We start from the raw sequence: 16,856 nt of genomic DNA, 5'->3' as shown, positions 1-16,856 counted from the left end.
GCGCGGGAACGACGAGCGATTTCTTGTACGTCTCGCCCCTACCGCTAGGTGTGGTCACGCGGACCGAGGTATCGTTCACGAACGCCCGCGGTAACGGACAAAAGCCCATGGACATCGCTGACATCATCTCAACCGACTTCGTAGAACTTGCACCCGACGACGAGGTTTCCCGGCTCGTCGGGGTATTCGAGGACCCCGCAGTGAAGGGCGTCGTCGTCCGCGACGACGCCTTCGAGGGCGTCGTCACCCGACGCCAGCTCGCGAGTTCGCATCACCCGCCCGACGAGAAGGTCGGGTCGCTCGTCTGGCACGTCCCCCGGCTCGCGCCGGACGAGGACGTCCGGAAGGTCGCCCGCCTCATGATCGACGCGGACTCGCGACTCCTCCCGGTCTTCGAGGGCGACGACCTCGCGGGCGTCGTCACCGTCGACGACGTCCTGGACGCCGTCGAACCGTTCCTCGACGCCGCGACCGTTCGGGAGGCTGCGACCAGTGACATGGTCACGGTCGGCCCCGACGCCACGTTCGGACGGGCGCTTTCCGTCCTCCGCGAGCACGGGTTCACGCACCTCCCGGTCGTCGACGGCGACGACGCGGTCGGCATCCTGAGTCTCTACGACGTCGTCGACGTGACGACGCGCGCGGAGACCCGTAGTCAGGGCGGGAACGCCGGCGGCACCGACGCGACCGGTGGCCAGATAGCGGTGAGCGCCGGTCGGTCCAGAGGCGGCGGGTTCGGCGCTCGCGACGGCGAGCGCGCTCGCGTCCTCGACCTCCCGGTCCGCGACGTGATGGTGTCCCCCGTCAGGACCATCCACCCGGACGAGACGCTCGACGTCGCCGTCGCGGAGATGTTCGACGTGGACGGGTCGTCGCTCGTCGTCACGGAGAACGGCGACCCGTACGGTATCGTCACGAAGACGGACGTCCTGGACGCGCTCACGTGGGAGGCCGGCGGCTCTCGCGCGGTTCAGGTGTACGGCACCGACCTCCTCGACGACGTCCAGTACGACGACGTCGTCGCGATGATCGACAAGTTCGACGCGATGGACGGCGGCACGAGCGTCCTCGACGCGAAGATCCACCTGCACGAGCACGACGAGACCCACCGCGGGACGCCGTTGTTGCTCGCGCGCATCCGCCTCTACACCGACGACGGGCTGTTCATCGCGTCCGGCGAAGGCTACGGCGCCACCCACGCGCTGAACGAGGCCCGGGACGTCCTCGAACGACAGATCCGGGACGACAAGACGTACGGTCGGTCGAAGAAACCGCCGAGCGAGGAGTTCTGGGAGAAGCGCTTCGGGTGGATGCTCGAGGAGTGAGGAAAGCCACTCCTTGGCGGAATCCAGGACGTACCTCTAAGAGCGAGGCGTTCGAGGACGTTACCATGAACGCGCTCGCACCCGTCTCGGCTCGCGGTCTCGAACGCGACAGGAGGAGTCGACCGCCCGTGGCGTGGAACGCCGACAGATGAGTTCGGCGACGCCCGTCGAACGGTCGGGCGCGCCGACGGCGTGGCACGCTCGCCCCGTCGAGGGCGTCCTCGACGAACTGGACGCGAGCGCCGACGGGTTGTCGAGCGAAGAGGCCGACCGCCGGCTCGAGGAGTACGGCCCGAACGCGATCCGCGGCGAGAACGACGTTTCGCCGTTCGAGATATTCGTCTCGCAGTTCCAGGACGTCCTCATCTACCTCCTCGTCCTCGCCGCGGTGCTCTCGCTCGCCGTCGGCCTCCTCCCCGGCGAGGACGCGAACGTCGTCGACGCCGCGCTCATCCTCGTCATCCTCTTCGCGAACGGCGTCTTCGGGTTCGTGCAGGACTACCGCGCCGAACGCTCGATGCAGCGACTCCGCGAACTCTCCTCGCCCGCGGCGACCGTCCTCCGGGACGGCGAGAAACGCGAGATCGACGCCACCGCGGTCGTCCCCGGCGACGTCGTCGTCCTCGAACAGGGCGACGCCGTCCCCGCGGACGCGCGACTCGTCGACGTCACGAACCTCGAGACCGCCGAAGCCGCCCTGACGGGCGAGAGTGCGAACGTCGAGAAGGACGCGGCCCCCGTCGACGACGGGACGCCGCTCGCCGAACGACGGAACATGGTGTACATGAACACGAACGCGGTGAAGGGTCGGGCGCGCGCGGTCGTCGTCGGCACCGGCATGGACACCGAGGTCGGCGCCATCGCGACGCAGATGCAGGCGGCCGAGGACGGCGACACGCCGTTCCAGGGCGAGGTCGACGAACTCGGGCGGCGCATCGGTATCGGCGTGATTGGGCTCATCTCGCTCGTCGTTCTCGTCCAGTTCCTGTTCACGGCGACCGACGCCATCAGCATCCTCCTGACCGCCATCACGCTCGCCGTCGCCGCCGTCCCCGAAGGCCTCCCCGCGGTCGTCACGCTCACGCTCGCGCTCGGCTCGCAGAAGATGGTCGAGCGGAACGCGCTCGTCCGCCGGCTCCCCGTCGTCGAGAGCCTCGGGAGCATCGACACCATCCTCACGGACAAGACCGGGACGCTCACCGAGAGCCAGATGACCGTGCAGCGGGTCGCGTTCGGCGACGACGTCTTCGACGTCACCGGCGCCGGTCTCGAGACCGACGGCGAGTTCCAGCGCGACGGCGAAGCCGTCGACCCCGCGATGCTCGAACCCGTCCTGCGGTGTGGCGCGCTCTGCAACAACGCCGAACCGGCGCCCGACACCGAGGACCGCGAGTACTTCGGCGACCCGACCGAGGTCGCACTCCTCGTCTCCGCGCGCAAAGCCGGCGTCGAGCAGGCCGCCGAACGCGTCCGCGAGGTTCCGTTCTCCTCGGACCGCAAACGCATGACCGTCGTCGTCGAGGCCACCGACTCCCGGGTCGGAGCCGCCGACACCGTCGAGGCCACCGACTCCCGGGCCGGAGACGGCGACGACGCCTACACCGCGTACATGAAGGGCGCGCCCGGGACCGTCCTCGACCGCTGCGACCGCGTGCTCGTCGACGGCGAGGAACGCGCGCTCACCGACGCCGACCGCGACCGCGTCCTCGAACGCACCGAATCGTTCGCGAGCGACGCCCTCCGCGTCATCGGGTTCGCGCGCAAACGCGTCACCGACCCGGACGCCGACGAGGACGCGCTCGAGGACGACATGGTGTTCCTCGGCCTCCAGGGGATGCTCGACCCGCCGCGCGACGAGGTCCCGCAGGCCGTCGCCGACTGTCGCGACGCCGGCATCCGCGTCGTCATGGCGACCGGCGACAACGTCGAGACCGCGAAAGCCATCGGCGCACAGGTCGGGTTCGACCCGACGGGCGCGATGACCGGCCCCGAAGTCGAGAAGCTGACCGACGCGGAACTCCAGGACGCCGTCGAGGAAGTCGAGGTGTTCGCACGCGTCGCCCCCGAGCACAAGGTCCGCATCCTCGAAGCCCTGCAGGCGAACGGCCATCGCGTCGCGATGACCGGCGACGGCGTCAACGACGCCCCCGGCGTCAGGAACGCCGACGTCGGCATCGCGATGGGCGAACGCGGCACCGACGTCACGAAGGAGGCGAGCGACATGATCCTCCAGGACGACAACTTCGCGACCATCCGCGACGCCATCGCCGAAGGACGAGGCATCTTCGACAACATCCGGAAGTTCGTGAACTACCTGCTGTCCGCGAACGCCGGCGAGGTCCTCGTCGTCTTCGTCGGCGTCCTCGTCGGGAGCGCCCTCTACCCGTCGCTGTTCGCCGGGAACACCGAAGCGCTCGTCCTCACGCCAGTCATGCTCCTCTGGATCAATCTCGTCACCGACGGGTTCCCCGCACTCGCGCTCGGCACCGACCCGAAAGCCGACGACATCATGGACCGGGCCCCACGGGGCGAGGACGACCCCGTCATCGACCGGCGGATGCTCCTCTCGATCGCTACCATCGGCGCCATCATGACCGTCACCGGGCTCGCGCTGTTCTTCTACGCGCTCGACGTGACGCGCGACCTCGTCGTCGCACAGACGCTCCTGTTCACGCTCCTCGTCACCATCGAGATGGTCCGCATCCACCTCATCCGCTCGCGCTACGACCTCTCCCCGCTCTCGAACCCGTGGCTCGTCGCCGCAGTCGCCCTCTCGCTCGCCCTCCAGCTCGCCGTCCTCTACACGCCACTCCGCGAGTTCTTCTCCGTCATCGCACCGACCCTCGAACATTGGACGTGGATCGGCGGTGCATTCATCGCGTTCGTCGCCCTCGCAGTCGCGACCGAGACGCTCGTCGAACGCACGCTCGCCGCCTGACCCCTCCGGGCCGTCCACGTGTCTCTCCGCGACGACCTCGTTCTCCGGGAGGTCTCTCTCCACGAGCGTCCGAATCGCCGACGTCGCTCACCCGAACGCGAGCCCAAGCGACAGGAACACGAACGGCGCCACGGCGAGCGACGCGAGGAACGCGAGGAACACCCGTCGGTCCTCGAGCAGCAGGTCGTCGACGCCCACGACCACGTTGGCGTACCGCTCCATCGCGAGGAGCGCGACGAGCGTGGCGAGCAACGCGGCCACCGCCAGCGTCAGAACGACGACGACCGCGACCGGCGAATCCAGGACGAACGCCGCGACGAGCGTATCGAAGAGCGTCCCGACGTTCGCACCGAGCACGTACGGTAGCAACCCCTCTCGCTTCACGTACCCGCGGTTGTACAGCGGGACGATGACGCCGAGCGAGAACGCCACGCTCGTCGTCGCACTCGTCACGACGAGTCCGATGGCGAACGAGACCCACGTCCGCTCGAAGCGATCGAACACCAGCTCGCGGAGCGTTGCCACGTCCACGCCCGACAACAACCGGTCGAACAGCGTCAGGCTCCCGAACAGCGCGCCGACCGCCACCACCACCGCCACTCCGGGCCCGACCGCGTCCACGAACGCGGACGTCATCGGCGAGAACGGGTTCGAGAGACCGAACCCGCCGTCGACCGCGCCCGTCCCGGGAGCGAACTCCCCGCGGACGACCGGGAGCGCGACGTACCCGACGACCGTCGCCGGAACGTACACCGAGTGCGTGAGGAGGAACGTCAGCGACCCCAGACTCACGGACTGCTGCAGGCTGTATCGCTCCTTCTGGAAGTAATCCAACGCCCCGACGACCACGACGATCGCCGCGCCACCGAGGCGCGTCCCCGCGACCATCAGGAACACCTGCGACGGACCGAGGAGGCCCGCGGTCGACAGCGAGAGCGCGACCGCGGCGACGACCGACCCGTTCGTCAGCACGTACGCGCCCAACCAGCCGAACCCGAGCGCGCCCGCATCACCGACGACGTACCGGACGAACGCCTCGCGCAACAGCGGCGCCGCCGCCTCGGTCCCCGCGCCGAGCAACCCCACCGCGAACAGGAACGAGAGGACGACTACGGGGACGCCGGCGACCTGTCGCCACGAGGACGCGAGTCCGTCCAACACGCCGGACAGACGACGGCGTGCGCCGAAAGCGTTCCCCCTGGACCGTCGTGGCTCACCGCCCGCGAACGCCAACGCCACCCGCGAACGCTGACGCCACTCGCGAACGCTGACGCCACCCGGGAACGCCGACGCCACCCGCGAACCCCTACGCATACGGCGATCGAACGCCTGCATCCCGTATGGACGGCGACGAACGAATCACGGTCCTCGGCGGCACCTTCACGCCCATCCACAACGGGCATCGCGCGCTCCTCCACGAGGCGTTCCAGACGGCCAGTCACGTCGGCTCCGGTGACGGACACGTCATCGTCGGCCTCACGTCGACCGAGCTCGCCGAACGAACGCGGAGCGACCCTTCCCACGTCGAACTCCTCGGGTCGTTCGACGCGAGACGCGACGCGCTCGACACCGAACTGGAACGCATCGCGGGCGCCTACACCGCCTCCTACGATATACTGCGACTCGAGGACACCGGCGGTCCCGCCGCGACGCGAGACGACGTCGACGCGCTCGTCGCCTCGCCCGAATCGAAGTCCCAGCGTCGCGCGTACGAACTCAACAAGCAACGGATCGCCGACGGGAAACGACCGCTCGAGATACACACACCGCCGTTCGTCGTCGCCGAGGACGGACGCAGGATCTCCAGTACTCGAATCCGGAACGGCGAGATCGACGTTCACGGCCGCCTCGTCGACGACTCGTAGACGCGATGCGTCCAGATCGGCGGACTCTCCCGCTCCCTCGACTTGCTCTCCGGCATCACTCTCGCAAGACAAGCTTGTTATCACAAGCACTACTGGTTCCCGGGACTCTCCGCTATACCACTCATGGAAGAGGACACCGACAATCTCTCGGAAGGTGGTCTCGCCGTAGCATCCGAAGGGAGCGTGACAGGCTCCGGTGGTGCGACGCTCCCCGTCTTCTTGAACCTCGACGAGACATTCGAGGGCTTAGATCACTTCAGACGCCGGTACCTCTCGCTTCTCGCCTATAACCAACCGGTCGACCTCGTCGACGCCGCAGCGGCACTCTCCCACGTGCCGAAACTCAGCGCACTCGGCATCCTGCCGTACGACAAGGACGAACGATCACTCGAACCCGGTCAGGACACGACGCACGTCGAATCGCACATCCAGGGGTCAGGCAGGTCGTTCGACCGCGCCGAATCCGTCCACGAGCAGTACAACCCGGAGGTGGACGACGATGCCCATTGACCACTCCCCGGGCCCTCTCGGGGATACCGACGACATGCGTCTCGTCGTGCAGACCCTCTACGACCCCGACCAGGACGACGAGCTCGGGACGAAGGTCGTGGACGTCGTCACGTCGCTCCCCGAGGTCGACACCGACGACTTCTGGGACCTCCCACCGCTGTACGACGCCGTGGACGTCGACGCCGTCGAACGGACGTTCTTCGGCCGGGAGACGTCCGGCGTCGACCGACTGGTGCAAGGAATCGTCTCTTTCGAGTACCTCGAACACGTCATTACGGTCCGCGACGACGGTTGGATCTTCGTCTACAGTTCCTGACCCGGCGACAGTCCCCGTCCTGCTAACAAGCCCCTCACCAGTCTGTATAGCACTATCTGATTCATGACGTCTGTTGGTGGGCGTCCACCCGCCGATGGTCTCGAACGCCACCACGCCCCGCAGCGTTGCCCACGGTCGCCCCGGGCCCACTCAGATCTTGCCACACCCACGCCGCTCCAGCCCAGACGGAAGCGGCGACCACCTACCCCGACGACGACCCCATCGAGGCACCGCCCGCACGCACCCAACGCCGATCACTCCGCTCGAACAACGAAGCCTCTCGCCACCTCGAACCCGGTCTGTCAGGCTCGACACCACACGGCTCGAGAGACCACCAACTCACTCCCGACCGTTCCCGGACGTATCCCTACACCCCTCACAAAACCTCCCTGCACATCCACTTACCCACCTCCCTCCCACCCACTTACCTCCCTCCTTCCCACCCACTTACCCACCGCTGGCTACCTACCCATCTACCTGCCCACACACTCACCCACGTACCGGTTCACCCGTTGCTTCCCCCACCGACTCACCAACGCGGCTACCCTCCACACGTACCTCCGGTTGCACCGACCGACGCGTACAGCTCCCGCGTCACAACAGTGTCGGACCTGACTGCACGCATCATCCGTAGGCACACCTCGTCACTCCATTCGTCTGTTCTGGCGAGGTTCCCTGTGCAGTCCCACCAGTCGGTCCATATAGTCGCACTCACCGGCGATACCTGCTGCCCCTCCTGGACAGTAGTACCGTACCGAATAACTGGATGAGACCGCTGTACAGTACTCATGTGCAGTAACACTGGACAGTGTAACTGAACAGTAATCTTGATTGGTAACACTGATAATTGTGGCTGCGTGGTGTGTATGTCTGGTATGTATGGCTGGTGTGGTTGTTTGGTGGTGATGACTACGATGACTGCTTGGTCGTGCTGTTCACGCAAACCACGTGGGTTGCTTGTGTGAGATGATTGTGTAGATGGACTGCGTTTTATTACGGATGGGTCAGTACGTACAGTCCAGATGATCACGTACACGACGTACAGCGAAGCTGGTGGGGTGGGGAAGACGACGACGGCGGCGAATCTCGCGGCTGCGCACGCCGAACGCGGCCAGCGCGTCCTCGTCATCGACCTCGACCCGCAGGAGGGCTCGCTGAGTTACGTCTTCGACGTCGCCGACGACCGGGCGGACGGGAGCGCGGACAACATCGTTCGCCACCTCATCGGGCGCCCGAAAGGGGAGTTCACCGACCTCATCCGGACGGACACCGGCGAGGCCGGCGTCGACGTTCTCCCCGCGCACAACATGCTCGCGAACCTCACGCAGAACATGATGAAGGCCGCGGAGATCGAGGAGGACATGCACGTCGACGACGACTACGAGTGGCCGCGCAACGAGCAACTGCTTCGACTGCTCCGCGAGAACGACGTCCCCGAGGACTACGACGTCGTCATCTGCGACCCGCAGGCGACCGAAGGGGACGCGTTGTACAACGCCATCTTCGCGACGCGGTCCGTGCTCCTGCCCGTGGAGCTCTCGGGGAAGGGCGCGCTCTCCATCGACGGGCTCACCGACCTCGCCGAGGGACTGGAAGCCGAGGTCGGTATCGACGTCGGCGTGCTCGGTATCGTGCCGGTCGCGTACAAGGGAACGAACACCCAGAAGGAGCATCTCTCCGAGCTGGAGGCGTCGCCGTTCGACGTGCCGGCGGTGTTCGGCGAACGGTCGAGTCTCATGCAGGAGATGTGGGAGTCCCAGGCGACCGCGTTCCGCGTGCTCGATGAGGGTTGGAAGGAGGGCGAGAAGGGACTGCGTCGAGAGTACGACCGCGAGAAGGACACGCTCGACCAGTATCGTGACCTCGCCGCGCACGTGGAGGGTGAGTTCGAATGAAGAAAGGTAGTGGCGACGACCCGTTCGCGGACCTCGACGAGGAGGCGTCCGGAGACGATGATTCGGCGGCTGACCCCCAGGGGTCGGACGCCGAAGAGGCGGTTCCGGCGGACGCCGCCGAAGACGCCGATCCATCAACCACAGAGCGCTATACGGATTCGGATGGTGTCGATTCTGGCGAGGGCCAGTCCGGAACGGACGACTCGGGTCGTGAAACGGCCGATAAAGCCGACGTTACCGATCGCGGGCGCGACGACGGCCAGACGAAGGCGGAGGCCGACGGCATCCCGTGGGTGCTCCGACGATCGCGCGTCAAGGAGGATCGGGAGAACGTCCACCAGTTCTTCCTCCGCGAGGAGTACAGCACGCGCGAGGACGAGATCATCGAAGCGGTCGCTGGCGAACTCGACATGCGCCAGAAGGACCTCCAGAAGCTCGACGTCCGCGAGGCGATGGTCGCGTCCGCGGACCCGGAAGCCATCGCGGCCGTCCTCCGCGAGTGGGGCTACGAGTACCTGAAGTAGGCCGGGTCGCGGGCCGTGACGAGGGGGTTCTCGTGCTATCAGTGTGGTTCGGCGATGCCCTGCATCCAGACGATACCGACGTGGATGGCGATGAGCGTGGTGGTGACGAACGGCATGATGAAGACGTGCATGATGTACATGCGGAGGAGCGTGGCCTGACTGAGACTGAAGCCACCGAAGAGCAACTGGGCGAGCCACTCGCCGATCAGTGGGACCGAGAGGAACAACTCCACGCCGATCTGGCCGGCCCAGAACGCGAGCTGGTCCCAGGGGAGCAGGTAGCCGGTGTACCCGAACCAGAGGACGAGCGAGATGAGGACGATGCCGAGGATCCAGTTGAGTTCGCGGGGTTCCTTGTACGCGCCCGTGAAGTACACGCGGAGCATGTGCAGGAACACCGCGGCGACCATGACCTGGGCCGCCCAGCGGTGGACGGAGCGGAGCATGGACCCGAGGTTCAGGTCGGTCATGATGAACACGATCTGGTTGTACGCCGCTGAGGGGTCGCCGGTCGTCGCCGGCGCGTAGTAGAATCCGAGCAGCGCTCCCGATACCGCGGCGACGAGGTACGCGATGACGGAGAACGACCCGAGGGCGTAGAGCGGGTACCAGTACCAGAACTTGTTGTCGAGGTTGTACTGTTCGGTGTGGCTCTTGGGCATCTGCATGTTGACCCTGTAGTAGAGGGTCTCGAGCAGTTCGACGTAGTCGACGATGCGGAGGCGTCGGTCGAGGTAGACGAGGACGAGGAGGTAGCCTCGTTCGACGGGTGTGAGCCGCTTCTCGCGGAGCCACTCGCGGTGGTCGGTGTCGTCGGGACGTTGGAGGCTCATCGGTGATCCGGAGTGTGGGTGCGGACGGTGCGGGTCCCGCCGCTCGAGTCCAAACTCCTTGTTAGCAAGTGCCACATCACCGCGCATAGGTATGGGTTCCTTTCGGTGTCGGTCAGTTACCAGGGTGCCAGCGGGCGTCCTCGAACGGCGCCTCGAGCGCGGAGACGAGGTCGGCGGCGGCGGCGAACGGGTCGGTGTCGCGAGCCTCGGCGTCCGGTCGCGTTCGCTCGGCGTGCGCGTAGACGGCGTCGAGGAACGAGTCGCGGACGCACCGGTTCTCGAAGAGCCCGTGGAGGTACGTGCCGACCGCGCGGTCGGTCGCGACGCTGGTCGGCTCGAGCGGCGGGTCGGAGTCGACGGAGGGTGCCGCGCCGTCGGCGACGACGGTCGTCTCGCCCATGTGTATCTCGTATCCGTCGACCGTCGGTGGCTTGCCCTCGCTGCCGGTCGAGGCGTCGAGGTAGCCGCCGCCGTGGAAGGGGACGGAGACGGCTTCGACGCGCTTGTCCGTGGAGAACGCGGTCTCGACGGGGAGGAGGCCGAAGCCGTCGACGACGTCGTCGTCGCCGGTGCCTTCGACGGCGGCGTTCGTGATGCGGTCGCCGAGGAGCTGGTAGCCGCCGCAGACGCCGAGGACGGGGCCGTCGAACGCGTCGAGTGCGCGTTCGAACCCGGCGTCGCGGAGCGCGTGGAGGTCGTCGACGGTGTTCTTCGTGCCGGGGAGGACGAGCGCGTCGACGTCGCCGACGCGACCGGCGGCGCGCTCGGGGTCGAGGTACGTGATGCGAACGCCCGGTGTTCGCGCGAACGGCTCGAAGTCGGTGAAGTTCGAGATGCGCGGGAGCCTGACGACGCCGACCGTGACGGTCCGCTCGGCGGCGGCGCCGTCGTCGTCGCCGACGACGCGTCGCCCGGCTCCCTCGTCCTCGTCTGGTAGCCCGAGGCTGTCCTCCTCCGGGAGCCCGGGGTCGTCGTAGGGGAGGACGCCGAGCACGGGTACGCCCGTTCTGGCTTCGAGTTCGTCGACGCCCGGGTCGAGGAGTGACTGGTCGCCGCGGAACTTCGAGACGACGGTGCCGGCGACGCGCTCGCGGACGTCCTCTGGCATCAGTTCGAGCGTGCCGTAGAGGCTCGCGAACACGCCACCGCGTTCCACGTCGCCGACGACGACCACGTGCGCGTCCGCGAACCGCGCGGTCTCGACGTTCGCGAGGTCGCGGTCGTGGAGGTTGATCTCCGCGATGCTGCCCGCGCCCTCCGCGACGACGACGTCGTGCTCGCTCGCGAGTCGCGCGTGCGCTCGGGCTGCTGCGTCGCGGACGAACTCCCAGTGCTCGTCGTAGTACTCGCCGGCGGCGTACGTCCCGACCGGGTCGCCGTCGACGACGAGCTGGCTCTCGCCATCGCCGCGTGGTTTGAGGAGGACGGGATTGTGGTCGGTCGACGGCGGGACGCGAGCGGCGCGCGCCTGCACGTGCTGGCTGACGCCGACCTCGCCCCAGTCGCCGTCCGGGGAGACCGCGACGCGAGCGTTGTTGCTCATGTTCTGGGCTTTGAACGGCGCGACGTCGACGCCACGATCTGCGAGCAGCCGGCAGAGACCCGCGACGACCGTGCTCTTCCCCACGTGGCTCGCGGTGCCGGCGACGAGCACCGTCGCCGCTGTCGACGCATCGGTCGCGTCACCGTCCCAGCGCTCGCGCATCGAGCCGTCCCGTTGCTCGGTCACGACTCACCACTCGACGCCGTCGTCGAAAAGATTGCCGCTCCACGCGGCGACCCCGGTACAGAGACGGTACCGTCGGTACAGTTCAGATAACAAAGGTCTTCGGCGCCGTATGGTGGTTCGTGTCCTACGTCGACGTGGACCTCCCGGAGTCAACGCGGCGGTCGGAAGCGGTGCCGTCGGCGCTCCAGGGCGTCCTCGCCGTCGCGACGACGTCCACGCTGGATGCGGCGTCGACCGTCGTCGGGCTCTCGCTCGCGCCCGTCCTCGTCGAGAGCAATCCACTCGCGAGAGCGCTGTTCGCGGAGTACGGCGTCCTCCAGTCGGTCGTCGTCATCTCCGTCCTCCTCGCCGTCGTCGTCGTCGGCGTGACCGAGTCCGCCGTCCGCGTTCTGGCTGACCGAACTCACCGGCCCGTGCTCGCCGGGAGCGTGGTCCGACTCGTCGGGTACGGAACGCCGTCGCTCGTCTCACTGTACGCCGCCACGAACAACGTCGTCCTCGTCATCGAGCACGCGCCTCTGTTCGCGTGACCGGCGTCGTAGCTCGACGCCACCAGCGGCCAGCCGACGACAGTCCACTCCACCTCGGCGTGCCCTGCCGTCTCGCGAATCACCGGCGAGCGGCGCACTGAAACGACGTGAAATGACGCGAACCGTCCATCCGATAAGGTGAGCTTACCGCTGCTGCGGGCCGTAACAGCCCGGTAAACGGTGCGTTGGTATGTTGCCGATTACCGGTCACGAAACGTCACTATCACGTAATCGAGTGGTAACCGACCGTCGTATACGGGCCTGAAAGTGGTGGAAAGGTCTATTCATGTAGTCCATCGCTACTCGTGCATGGTGTCACGAACCGTCTCGTTCCCCATCCGACGCCACCAGGGTGGCGGTAAGGGGGCGTTACCGACGAGAAACGGCCCGTTCGAACGGCTGCGGCACGCACGTGGAGGACGGAGGCGAGCATGATCCCGGGGTGGGTGACTGGGGTGGATGTGGCGTGACGGACCTCGAACGTGCGTGGGCGGGCGTCGACGACGACCCGGACCTCGAACGCGACCTCGGCTACCGGCCGTTCGACGTCGAGGTCGTGGTCGCGGAACAGTACGGACAGCTCCTCTTCTTGCCGAGCGACGACGACATCCTCGAGGAGGACTCGTTCGTCGTCGCCGACGAATCGCTCGTCGTCGACCTGGCGGACTGGCGCTGACCGACGCGGCGACCTCGCTCCTCTCGTCATCGCTCTGCCAGTCCACGGTCCCTTACTCCGAGCACGTGGTAGTCACCTGATAACACCCGGTCATGGGGAATGGTGACTACCAGCGGGTAACGGGGTGGGGCTGCGGTGACGACGCCCGTCGAGTACAACTGAACTACCCGACCGGACACCTCCCCTTGCCCTCGCCAACTGACGCATAACAAAGCCCGTCTCTACCCTCCCTGTTGGTATTCAGTAAGGTCGTGACAACGAATGCAAAGCAAAGATTTCCACCCCCCGAAACCCCCGTACTCGTCCTCCATTAGAGCGCTCGGCCACCAACCGGCGAGCTCGCTCGCAACTCGTCCGTCCGCCCGGCGACACGCCGGCGGACGGGGGAGGTAACGAACCGATGTGTGGCATCACCGCACGCGTCGGGACCGAGGACTCCTCCGAGTCGCTCGTCGCGACGCTCGAGAACCTCGAGTACCGCGGCTACGACTCGGCCGGTATCGCCGTGAAGAACGGCACCGGCCTCAAGATCCAGAAGCGCGAGGGGCAGGTCGCCGCGCTCCGCGCCGCGGTCGCTGAGAACCGCCTCGAGGGTGACCTCGGGATCGGCCACACTCGCTGGAGCACGCACGGCGAGCCGTCGGACGCGAACGCGCACCCGCACGTCGACTGCTCGGGTCGCGTCGCGATCGTCCACAACGGCATCATCGAGAACCACACCGAACTCCGGCGAGCGCTCGAAGCGCGCGGCCACGAGTTCCGGAGCGACACCGACACCGAGGTCGTCCCGCATCTCGTCGAGGAACGCCTCGACGCCGGCGACGACCCCGAGACCGCGTTCCGTACCGCCATCACCGAACTCGAAGGCAGCTTCGCGCTCGCGATGATCCACGAGGACGTCGATAGCGTGTTCGCGACCCGCACCGGGTCGCCGCTCGTCCTCGGCGTCAGCGACGACGCGAACTACCTCGCGAGCGACGTGCCCGCGTTCCTCGAGTACACGAACCGCGTCGTCTACCTGGAGGACGGCGACGTCGCGGTCCTCACCGCCGACGACTACCGTATCACGGACGTCGACGGGTTCGACGTCTCCCGTCCCGTGGAGACCGTCGACTGGGCGGCCGAGGACGCCGGGAAAGGCGAGTACGACCACTACATGCTCAAGGAGATCCACGAGCAGCCGACGTCGCTCCAGCAGACCATCCAGGGTCGCCTGGACGGCGACGACGTCGTCCTCGAGGAGTTCGAGGCCGGGTCGTTCGCGGACGTTCGTCGCGTGCACTTCGTCGCGTGCGGGACGAGCTATCACGCGGGGATGTACGCCGAGAGCTTGTTCGCGGACTGGAACGTGGACGCGCAGACGTTCCTCGCGAGCGAGTACGCGACGCACCCGCCGGCAATCGGCGAGCACACGCTCGTCGTCGGTATCACGCAGAGCGGCGAGACCGCCGACACCCTCGGCGCGCTCGAGATCGCGAAGGAGCGCGGGGCGCGAACGCTCGCGTTGACGAACGTCGTCGGGTCGAGCGCCGCGCGCCTCTGCGACGACGCCCTGTTCATCCGCGCTGGCCCCGAGATCGGTGTCGCGGCGACGAAGACGTTCTCGTCGCAGGTCGCGACGCTCGTCCTCCTCGGCGAACGCATCACGCGCGACGTCACTGGGTCGCCGACCCCGGATTCGGCGGCGCGCCTGGAGGCGCTCGCCGAGCTCCCCGAGCACGTCCAGACGGTGCTCGACACGTCCCGTGCGGCCGAGATAGCTGACCGGTTCGCGCACGAGGACTCGCACTTCTTCATCGGGCGGGGGAGCGCGTACGCCGTCGCGCTCGAAGCGGCGTTGAAGTTCAAGGAGATCACGTACGAGCACGCCGAGGGGTTCGCGGCGGGCGAACTCAAGCACGGCCCGCTTGCGCTCGTCACCGAACACACGCCCGTGTTCGCGGTCTGCAACGGGAACAACGAGGCGAAGCTCGCGAGCAACGTCCGCGAGGTCCAGACCCGCGGCGGCCCGGTCGTCGGCGTCTGCCCGCGCACGAGCGACGCGCTCGCCGACACCGCCGACGAGGTCCTGACGGTGCCCGCCACCCACCCGGACCTCGTCGCCATCCTCGCGAACGTCCAGCTCCAGCTCGTCGCGTACCACGCCGCGGACGACCTCGACCGCCCCATCGACAAACCCCGGAACCTCGCGAAGTCCGTCACCGTCGAGTGACCGCGGTCACGTAGCGTTCACGACCTCGCTTCGAGCCTTTCTCTGCGACGCTGCGCCGACCGACGCCGGTAGTCGCGGCCGTCATCGTTCCACGTCACCCTCGCACCCATCGAAACACCGAAACGGATGGCGTTCGGTCACGGAACCGATGCCCTCCAGTTCGCCCGCGTTCCGGCGGCGTGCTGCGCTCGCCGCGGCCGCTGCCTCGCTCTCCTCGCTGGCCGGTTGCCAGACACTCGACCGCCTGTCTGGTTCTCCGTCCCGGTTCCGTCGTCACACTCGCGACGCGCCGGTCGACGGCGACCGGGGTCCGTGGCCGACCACGCGCGGCGGGTTCGGTCGACGGTCGTTCGCCGACCGGGACCTCGACGTCACCGCCACCGGGAGGGTCGACCGCCTCGCGCCGGCGAGCCGGAGCCAGTTCCCCGAGCAGCCCGCGGTCGGCAGCCACGGCGTCCTCGCGCTGGTCTCGGCGCTCCCGTCCGACGTCGTCGGCGACGGCGAGGGGGCGTTCACGGGGACGCTCGGCGTCACCACGGGCGGGGTTCGGACGCTGGCTCGACGCGGGGTCGGGTCGACGGTCGCAGCGGTCGGCGACGCGGCGATACTGCCCGGCGAGTCCGGGGTCGTCGCCGTCGACGCCAGGAACGGCGCGGAATGCTGGCGGTTCGAGACGGGAACCTTTCCGACGCTCGTCGGCGACGTCTGCTGTCTCGAGGCGGGCGACCACCTCTACGGGCTCGACGTCCGGACCGGGACCGTCCGCTGGGCGGTGGAGAACGTCGCCGACGACGACTCCTACGGGTACACCGTGGACGCGTTCGCGGCGAGCGACGACCGCCTGTTCGCCACCCGGAAGCACGAGTACGACGCGCCGTCGCTCGTCGCGCTCGACGCGCGCGACGGGAGCGTCGAGTGGCGAGGGGACGTCGACCGGAGTGGTTGGCCGCCCGTGGTCGGCCCCGACCGCGTCTACGTGCTCTCCGCAAGCGGCACGCTGACCGCGTTCTCGCTGGACGGCACGCGCGAGTGGGCGCGAGCGCTCGACCTCGCTGCGCCGCCGGCCGTGGGCGACGACCGCCTGGTCGCGACGACCGCGTCCGCCCCGCGCTCGCTCGTCGCGCTGGACCCGGCGACGGGCGCGGAGCTCTGGCGGACGCCCGTCGCCGCCGACGCCTGCGCGGTCCCAGCAGTCACGCCTCGCAGGGCGTACGTCACCGAATCCGGTGCGCGCACCCCGGTCTCTATCGCCGCTATCGACGTGGCGAGCGGCGAGCGACGCTGGACGAGATCGATTCCGTCGACCGCCGACGACGCCGGGTCGCTCACCGCGAGCGCGCCGGCGCTCGCGGACGACGGGCTCGTCGTCGCCGTCGTCGGGAACGACGCGTTCGCCTCGGGCCGGGGAACGTACCTGGTGGCGTGACGCGTCGCGCTGGGGAACGTACCTGGTGGCGTGACGCGTCGCGCTGGGGAACGTACCTGGTGGCGTGACGCGTCGCG

General features: G+C 67.9%; 14 protein-coding genes. 11 read left to right on the top strand and 3 right to left on the bottom strand.

The annotated features are described in order from the left end of the window. Positions 1 to 107: 107 nt before the first annotated feature. Together ACZ48X_RS00815 and ACZ48X_RS00810 are read left to right on the top strand one after the other, a co-directional pair. A complete protein-coding gene (locus tag ACZ48X_RS00815) occupies positions 108 to 1,325 on the top strand; it encodes a CBS domain-containing protein (protein WP_336351476.1) in 1,218 nt (405 codons plus the stop codon). A 148-nt stretch (positions 1,326 to 1,473) separates the two neighbouring features. Further along, a complete protein-coding gene (locus ACZ48X_RS00810) occupies positions 1,474 to 4,263 on the top strand; it encodes a cation-translocating P-type ATPase (protein ID WP_336351477.1) in 2,790 nt (929 codons plus the stop codon). A gap of 87 nt (positions 4,264 to 4,350) precedes the next feature. Here the strand turns inward: ACZ48X_RS00810 and ACZ48X_RS00805 are convergent, their stop codons facing one another. Beyond that, the gene (locus ACZ48X_RS00805; protein WP_336351478.1) at positions 4,351 to 5,424 is read right to left on the bottom strand and encodes a sodium:phosphate symporter; all 1,074 of its coding nucleotides are present in this window, start codon (positions 5,422 to 5,424) and stop codon (positions 4,351 to 4,353) included. Positions 5,425 to 5,603: 179 nt separating this feature from the next. On the opposite strand from ACZ48X_RS00805, the gene ACZ48X_RS00800 reads away from it, so the two are divergent. The 5 genes from ACZ48X_RS00800 to ACZ48X_RS00780 all read left to right on the top strand — a co-directional run bounded on the left by ACZ48X_RS00800 (position 5,604) and on the right by ACZ48X_RS00780 (position 9,373). Then, entirely contained in the window at positions 5,604 to 6,128 is a 525-nt protein-coding gene (locus tag ACZ48X_RS00800; RefSeq protein ID WP_336351479.1) for a phosphopantetheine adenylyltransferase, read from the top strand. Between the two features lie 123 nt (positions 6,129 to 6,251). Further along, on the top strand, positions 6,252 to 6,638 hold the full coding sequence (locus ACZ48X_RS00795; RefSeq protein ID WP_464379799.1) for a hypothetical protein: 387 nt from the start codon (positions 6,252 to 6,254) through the stop codon (positions 6,636 to 6,638). Next, positions 6,628 to 6,954 carry a HalOD1 output domain-containing protein gene (locus ACZ48X_RS00790; protein ID WP_336351481.1) on the top strand — a complete coding sequence of 109 codons (327 nt, stop codon included), beginning with the start codon at positions 6,628 to 6,630 and terminating at the stop codon, positions 6,952 to 6,954. Before ACZ48X_RS00795 ends, ACZ48X_RS00790 begins: the two co-directional genes overlap by 11 nt. A 1,022-nt stretch (positions 6,955 to 7,976) precedes the next feature. Beyond that, positions 7,977 to 8,849, top strand: coding sequence for a ParA family protein (locus ACZ48X_RS00785; protein WP_336351482.1), 873 nt, complete (start codon positions 7,977 to 7,979; stop codon positions 8,847 to 8,849). Continuing rightward, positions 8,846 to 9,373 carry a DUF7970 domain-containing protein gene (locus ACZ48X_RS00780; protein ID WP_336351483.1) on the top strand — a complete coding sequence of 176 codons (528 nt, stop codon included), beginning with the start codon at positions 8,846 to 8,848 and terminating at the stop codon, positions 9,371 to 9,373. The genes ACZ48X_RS00785 and ACZ48X_RS00780 overlap by 4 nt, the downstream gene beginning before the upstream one ends. Positions 9,374 to 9,411: 38 nt before the next feature. Here the strand turns inward: ACZ48X_RS00780 and ACZ48X_RS00775 are convergent, their stop codons facing one another. Continuing rightward, on the bottom strand, positions 9,412 to 10,206 hold the full coding sequence (locus tag ACZ48X_RS00775) for a cytochrome b (protein ID WP_336351484.1): 795 nt from the start codon (positions 10,204 to 10,206) through the stop codon (positions 9,412 to 9,414). 112 nt (positions 10,207 to 10,318) lie between these two features. Continuing rightward, complete coding sequence (locus ACZ48X_RS00770; protein WP_336351664.1) at positions 10,319 to 11,911, bottom strand: cobyric acid synthase; 1,593 nt, start codon at positions 11,909 to 11,911, stop codon at positions 10,319 to 10,321. A gap of 143 nt (positions 11,912 to 12,054) precedes the next feature. On the opposite strand from ACZ48X_RS00770, the gene ACZ48X_RS00765 reads away from it, so the two are divergent. From ACZ48X_RS00765 to ACZ48X_RS00750, 4 genes are all read left to right on the top strand, one after another. After that, a complete protein-coding gene (locus ACZ48X_RS00765) occupies positions 12,055 to 12,465 on the top strand; it encodes a DUF5658 family protein (protein WP_336351485.1) in 411 nt (136 codons plus the stop codon). A 466-nt stretch (positions 12,466 to 12,931) separates the two neighbouring features. Further along, complete coding sequence (locus ACZ48X_RS00760; protein ID WP_227133037.1) at positions 12,932 to 13,141, top strand: hypothetical protein; 210 nt, start codon at positions 12,932 to 12,934, stop codon at positions 13,139 to 13,141. A gap of 400 nt (positions 13,142 to 13,541) precedes the next feature. After that, positions 13,542 to 15,353, top strand: coding sequence for a glutamine--fructose-6-phosphate transaminase (isomerizing) (glmS, locus tag ACZ48X_RS00755; protein ID WP_336351486.1), 1,812 nt, complete (start codon positions 13,542 to 13,544; stop codon positions 15,351 to 15,353). A gap of 148 nt (positions 15,354 to 15,501) precedes the next feature. Continuing rightward, complete coding sequence (locus ACZ48X_RS00750) at positions 15,502 to 16,779, top strand: outer membrane protein assembly factor BamB family protein (protein ID WP_336351487.1); 1,278 nt, start codon at positions 15,502 to 15,504, stop codon at positions 16,777 to 16,779. Positions 16,780 to 16,856: the final 77 nt, after the last annotated feature.

It is taken from the genome of Halorubellus litoreus (assembly GCF_055378595.1).
The sequence above is the reverse complement of the archived record's forward strand: the minus strand, read 5'-3'. Positions and strand labels throughout refer to the sequence as shown.